Origin of the sequence: Thiolapillus sp. (assembly GCF_048562965.1) — a bacterium.
Taxonomy (GTDB): Bacteria; Pseudomonadota; Gammaproteobacteria; order Chromatiales; family Chromatiaceae; genus Thiolapillus; species Thiolapillus brandeum_A.
Window position 1 is genome coordinate 1 of the sequence record NZ_JBHNMF010000185.1, and the last position, 6,082, is coordinate 6,082.

Sequence of the window (6,082 nt, forward strand, 5' to 3'; positions counted from 1 at the left end):
GAGGCAGGCTTGTACTCATCTTAGGGGTGAGTAGTTACTCTTGATGAATATCGGGACCACGCATGGTACTTTTGCTTCTCGTTCAATTCTTAGTGATATTTTCTCAGATTTGGGTGTTTTTCAACAGCCTGCTAACAACACATTTGGTCCGGAAATGAATGGCGTGAGAACGCTCAGGGGCGACTGGCAGTTGACCCGCAGGATGCGTGCGTACAGTGGGGTATTGCTGGCCCTGGTTTTGTTCGGGGCGGGGTTTCCTGTCTATGCAGACAATGTGATCTCGGGAACCGTTTTTTTGCCCGGAGGTGATGTGGCGCAGACAGGAGGGCAGAGAGTTCTCGTTTATGTCAATGATACCGGTTCAGATCAAAGTGTCGGCAAATCCGTTGTGATCCCGCAGGGGAACTCCTCCCAAAGCTACAGCATAAATGTTCCTGCCAATGGTGCTGCACAATGGGAGGTGGCCTATGATTTGGGGCTTCTCGCCAACCAAAGCTATGTGAGGGTGGGGTACTATGCTGCTGCTGCCGGCACCACCTGGGATAAATCCGCTGCTACCCTGCTTGCGGGAGGAGCGGATCATGGTGGCATTGATCTTGCCTTGCTGAACGGCGACCGCATCAGTGGCAATGTATTGCTGCCTTCGGGAGAGGTGGCGCCTGCGGGAGGGTTATCGATCGGCATTACTATTCGGGACAGCGTTCATGGTTTCTATTTTGGGGTTGCTCCAATAGCGGCAGGTGCTTCGTCCGCGACCTACAAAATGGTTGTGCCCTCCCTGGGGGCGGCAAACTGGTCGGTGAAGTATTCTTGCTCCGGTTCAGGTTGTGAACCCTACTATCTGACAGGTTACTATGCGGCCTCGGGAACAACGTGGAATTTCCTCGATGCAACCCTGCTCCCAGGCGGGTCGGATCACGACGATGTCGATCTGACGCTGCTGCATGGCGATCATTTCAGCGGGCGGCTTTTCCTGCCGGCGGGCGAAGTGGCGCCGGCCGGTGGCACGAGATTCGATGTGAGTATTACCAACACGCATACAAATGACCGGTTCCAGAGGATTTTTACCGTGCTGGCGGGAGACGCTTTTGTTTCCTATGACATGGTGGTTCCATATATTCCCACGGCAGAATGGACAGTTGGTTATTTGTGCAATAGTGCTGCCTGCCAGTCGTATGTTCAAAAGGCATACTATCTCGATGGCGGGATGACCCTGGATGAGTCACTGGCCACCCTGTTTTCCAGTGGAGCAGACTACGACCAGGTCGACCTGCAGGTTGCGCTGAATATTCCTGATAGCTGTGGCCAGGCCGATGAAACGCTCAGCGGCCCCGTGACCTACTCTGGCGATTATTTCTGTTCCGCGGAAAACTCCATAACGGCTGGCCAGAACAGTGTCGTGGTAGGAAATGGTGCTTATGTAGTGTACGCCGCCCCTAGCATCAGCCTGGTTCCCGGATTTTCCGTGGCGGACCATGGTGTTTTCCGGGCGGGAAAAGACTTGCTTCCCTGATTAGCCGGGTGTACATCGTACTGGCGTTGTTGCAGTCCATCACGAGGAATATGGTGGACAGGGTTTGCCGCCTCTTTTCAGCGGGAAGAGGCGGTATTCATCAGGCTACAGCAGTACTTTCTCCACCCCCTGCGCCTTCAGTTTCCCGATGAAGGCCTGCTGCCAGTTGTTTCCCAGCTTTTGGTTGGCGATTTCCATGACGATGTAGTCGGTTTTCAGGCCGGTTTCCTCCTCGTATTTCAGCAGCCCCTGCTGGCAGGCGGGGCAGGTGGTAAGGATGCGTTTCTCGCCTTCGCCCAGTGCCGCCATACCCTGCTGCAGGTCTTCGGCCTTGCGGTAACGCAACTGGGTAGCGATGTCCGGTCGTGAAGTCCCCAGCGTGCCGGACTCGCCACAGCAGCGGTCGGTGAGCTTCACGTCCTTGCCCAGCAGTTCGCTGGCGACCTCCAGGGGCTGGTATGTCTTCATGGGGCTGTGGCAGGGATCGTGGAACAGGTATTGGGTGGTTTGCGAGCCGTCCAGGGTAACGCCCTTTTCCAGCAGCCATTCGTGGATGTCCAGCAGGCGGCAACCGGGGAAGATGCGCCCGAACTCGTATTTGAGCAACTGGTCCATGCAGGTGCCGCAGGAGACGATGACGGTTTTGATGTCGAGGTAGTTCAGGGTGTTGGCCACCCGGTGGAACAGCACCCGGTTCTCGGTGGTGATCTGCCTGCCGCGGGCATGGTCGCCGTTGGCCGTCTGGGGATAGCCGCAGCACAGATAGCCCGGTGGCAGCACGATCTCGGCGCCTGTCTCGTACAGCATGGCTATGGTGGCCAGGCCGATGTCGGAAAACAGCCGTTCCGAGCCGCAGCCGGGAAAATAAAATACCGATTCGGCTTCCTCACTGGGCAGGTCCGGCCTGCGGATGATGGGCACCTGGGTCTTGTCTTCCAGGCCCAGTGCGGTCCGGTAGTCGGTTTTTGGCAGTTGCACATGTATGGGGCGGCGCACCAGCTCCACCACCAGAGGCTTCACGCCCGCTGTGCCCGTCGTATTGGCGGGCGGTTTGCCGCTGTTCCTGATCAGCCCGAAGGCTTTGAACAGGCGGTGTCCCAGGCTGATGCCCTTGAAGCCCCAGCCTGCCAGCACCGTGCGCAGGATGCGTATGGTGCGGGGGCTGGTGGTGTTTAGAAACTGCATGGCGGCCCAGCCGCCGGGACTGAAACGCTTCTGTCCGCGGTCCACCAGGATGCGGCGCATGCGCACAGTGACCTCGCCGAAGTCGATGTTTACCGGGCAGGGACTCTCGCACTTGTGGCACACGGTGCAGTGGTCGGCCACGTCGTTCATCTCGTCGAAATGGCGCAGGGACAGGCCGCGCCGGGTCTGTTCCTCGTAGAGAAAGGCCTCGATCATCAGGCCGGTGGCGAGAATCTTGTTGCGCGGCGAGTACAGCAGGTTGGCCCGGGGTATGTGGGTCTGGCACACGCGCTTGCACTTGCCGCAGCGCAGGCAGTGCTTGATATCATCGTTGAGTTCACCGAGCTCGCTGTCTTCGAGGATGATGGCTTCCTGCTGCAGCAGTCGCAGGGAAGGTGTGTAGGCGCCTTCCAGGCCTGAGCCGGGCAGGAGCTTGCCGCGGTTGAAATGGCCGTCGGGATCGACCTGCTGCTTGTAATCGGCGAAGTCCTGCAGCTTGTCTTCTTCCAGGTACTGTATCTTGGTCAGACCGATGCCGTGTTCGCCGGAGATCACGCCGTCCAGGGACTGGGCCAGGGCCATGATGCGGTCCACTACCCGGTCGGCCTGCTGCAGCATGGCATAGTCGTGGGAATGAACGGGGATGTTGGTATGCACGTTGCCGTCGCCGGCATGCATGTGCAGGGCCACGAACAGACGGCTGTCACGGATTTTGCCATGGATGCTGTCCAGCTCATTGCGCAGGGGCTCTAGATCCTGTCCGGCGAAGCGGTCCTTGAGGCGCTGTTCCACTTCCTCGCGGTAGGACTGGCGCAGATCCCGGCGCAGCATCATGTCCAGCAGGGTATCACCGGGCTGTATCAGCGCCTGTTCCGCTTCGCGTAGCAGGTTCGTGTGACTGGCGGCTGGCTCAGCGAGGTTTTCGAGGATGGCTGACCAGCGCTGCCTGGCGGCTTCCACCAGGTCTTTGGCTGCGGCCTGTTTGTCTGCCATGATGCGGCGATTCTCCGCCGAGTCCTGGAAGTCTGCGCAGCGGCACAAATGGGTGAGATCCGAGTTCAGGAATGCCAGCACCGCGTCCATGATGGCCAGCTTGTTGGCGATGGACTGCTCGATGTTGATGGCCTCGATGCCCCGGCTGTACTCCCCCAGGCGCTCCAGGGGAATGACCACGTCCTCGTTGATCTTGAAGGCGTTGGTGTGCGCGGAAATGGCAGCGGTGCGCGCCCGGTCCAGCCAGAACTGGCGGCGCGCCTCGGGGCTGACGGCAATGAAGCCTTCGCCTTCACGGGCCTGCGCCAGGGCGATGACATGATCCGCCGCCTGTTCCAGCAGGGTTTCGTCGTCGCTGATGAGGTCGGTGATCAGCACCATCTTGGGGCGCTCGCGGCGGGACGCCTTGGTAGTGTAGTTCACCGCCTTGATATAGCGCTCGTCCAGGTGTTCCAGCCCCAGCATGTGCACGTCCTTCCGGCTCCCGATGTAGTCGCGCAGCTCCACGATGGCGGGTACGGCGCGGCTGACATCATTGCCAAAGAACTCCAGGCAGACGGTGCGCACGTGGGCGGGCATACGGTGCAGGATGAAGCGCGCCGAGGTGATCAGGCCGTCACAGCCTTCCTTCTGCACCCCCGGCAGGCCGGACAGGAACTTGTCCGTGACATCCTTGCCCAGGCCGGTTTTGCGGAAATGGCTGCCGGGGATCTCCAGCAACTCGTCGGGTTTGAGTTCGGTCTTGCCGTCCGGGTGGAAATGGCGCAGACGGAAGCGTACCAATTCCTGTTCGTGAATCTTTCCCAGGTTGTGCTCCAAGCGTTCCACCTCCAGCCAGTTGCCGTCCGGCGTGACCATGCGCCATCCGGCCAGGTTGTCCAGGGTTGTGCCCCACAGCAGCGCCTTCTTGCCGCCGGCATTCATGGCGATATTGCCGCCGATGGTGGAGGCGTCCTGGGAGGTGGGGTCCACGGCGAAAGCCAGTCCGGCCGCTTCGGCCGCTTCCGATACCCGCCGGGTGACCACGCCTGCGCCGGTGCGGATGGTGGGCACCTTGCCGGGCACGCCGGGCAGTTCCACTTCTTCGATCTCCGAGAGCATTTCCAACTTCTCGGTGTTGATGACCGCGCAATGAGCATCCAGGGGTACGGCAGAGCCTGTATAGCCAGTGCCGCCCCCCCGCGGGATCAGCGTCAGCCCGGTCTCGATGCAGGCGCGCACGATGGGAGCGACTTCTTTTTCCCTGTCGGGAGATATGACCACGAAAGGCAGTTCCACGCGCCAGTCCGTGGCGTCCGTGGCATGAGAGACCCGCGCCAGGCCGCTGAAATCGATGTTGTCCCTGCGGGTGATGCCTGCCAGCGCCGTTTTCACCTTGCGGCGCAGGTTGGTGTTGGCGGCGAAGCAGTTGGAAAAAACGTCAACCGCCTCCCGGGCCGCATGCAGCAGCTTTTCGGCCTGCCGGTTGTCGTTCAGGCGCGCCTCGAACTGATCGAGCCGGTGGTTCAGGGCATGGATGAGCTGGTTACGGCGGTCGGTATTCTGCTGCAGATCGTCCTGCAGATAGGGATTGCGCGCCACTACCCACATGTCCCCCAGGACCTCGAACAACATGCGTGCCGAGCGTCCCGTGCGCCGGGTGCCACGCAAGTCCTCAATGAGTCGCCAGTTCTCCTCGCCGAGGAAACGGATGACGATTTCCCGGTCGGAGAAGGAGGTGTAATTGTAGGGGATTTCGCGTATGCGCTGGCTCATGGCCGTGAGAGCTTCCGGGCAAAAGCGCATTATACACGCCAGCCCTTTCCGCTATGCCGGTGAAAATCATGGAAGCCCTGATTTTCATTTTTTACATGGGAGCAGCCTGCAAGCCGCTAAACAGGCCTGATTCCCGAAGCGGGCTTGCTCTGTTTACATGCTCCTGACCGGCAAGGGCTGGTCAGGGGGAAGCAGTGGGGTAGCTATCGGTTGGATCTCGCTTGCGCCAGATCTGCCTTCCCTGCTGCTCCCTCTGGGCCCGCTTTATGGTGCGATATCAACCAGATAACCTGATATGGCATATTTTACGCTGTAGTTGCTGCTGCCAGTGCTGCTGCCACCATAAGCATTGAATGTTATCGACGCCGGCCCGTCAACATAGAGACGGCCAGAATAATTGAATCCAATAAAATCTCTGTTGCCAAAATCAGGAGACTGCACCGTCCATGGAAAGCTGTACATAACGCTGTACGCGCCGGAGCTGTCATGCCCGCTAACATCTAAGCATTTATCTTCTGTGCGCAGCATGGCAGATAAATGTCTGTTGGACTATGCCGCCCCGCAGGTTGGCACCGTCTATATAAAGGGGATTGGTTTATGGCGGCTACTTTGAACCTCGGCCTTTGAACCGGGGGG

3 protein-coding genes are annotated in these 6,082 nt (G+C 59.5%); 1 reads left to right on the forward strand and 2 read right to left on the reverse strand.

The window, feature by feature from the left end; all coding sequences use genetic code 11:
* Positions 1-40 precede the first annotated feature (40 nt).
* Positions 41-1,513, forward strand: coding sequence for a hypothetical protein (locus tag ACOCD2_RS10685; protein ID WP_293647511.1), 1,473 nt, complete (start codon positions 41-43; stop codon positions 1,511-1,513).
* 105 nt (positions 1,514-1,618) lie between these two features.
* Here the strand turns inward: ACOCD2_RS10685 and ACOCD2_RS10690 are convergent, their stop codons facing one another.
* Both ACOCD2_RS10690 and ACOCD2_RS10695 read right to left on the reverse strand, forming a co-directional pair.
* Positions 1,619-5,446, reverse strand: coding sequence for a DUF3683 domain-containing protein (locus ACOCD2_RS10690; RefSeq protein ID WP_293647513.1), 3,828 nt, complete (start codon positions 5,444-5,446; stop codon positions 1,619-1,621).
* Positions 5,447-5,710: 264 nt separating this feature from the next.
* Positions 5,711-5,974 (reverse strand): hypothetical protein, encoded by a 264-nt coding sequence (locus ACOCD2_RS10695; RefSeq protein ID WP_293647515.1) that lies wholly within the window; start codon positions 5,972-5,974, stop codon positions 5,711-5,713.
* Between the last annotated feature and the right edge of the window lie 108 nt (positions 5,975-6,082).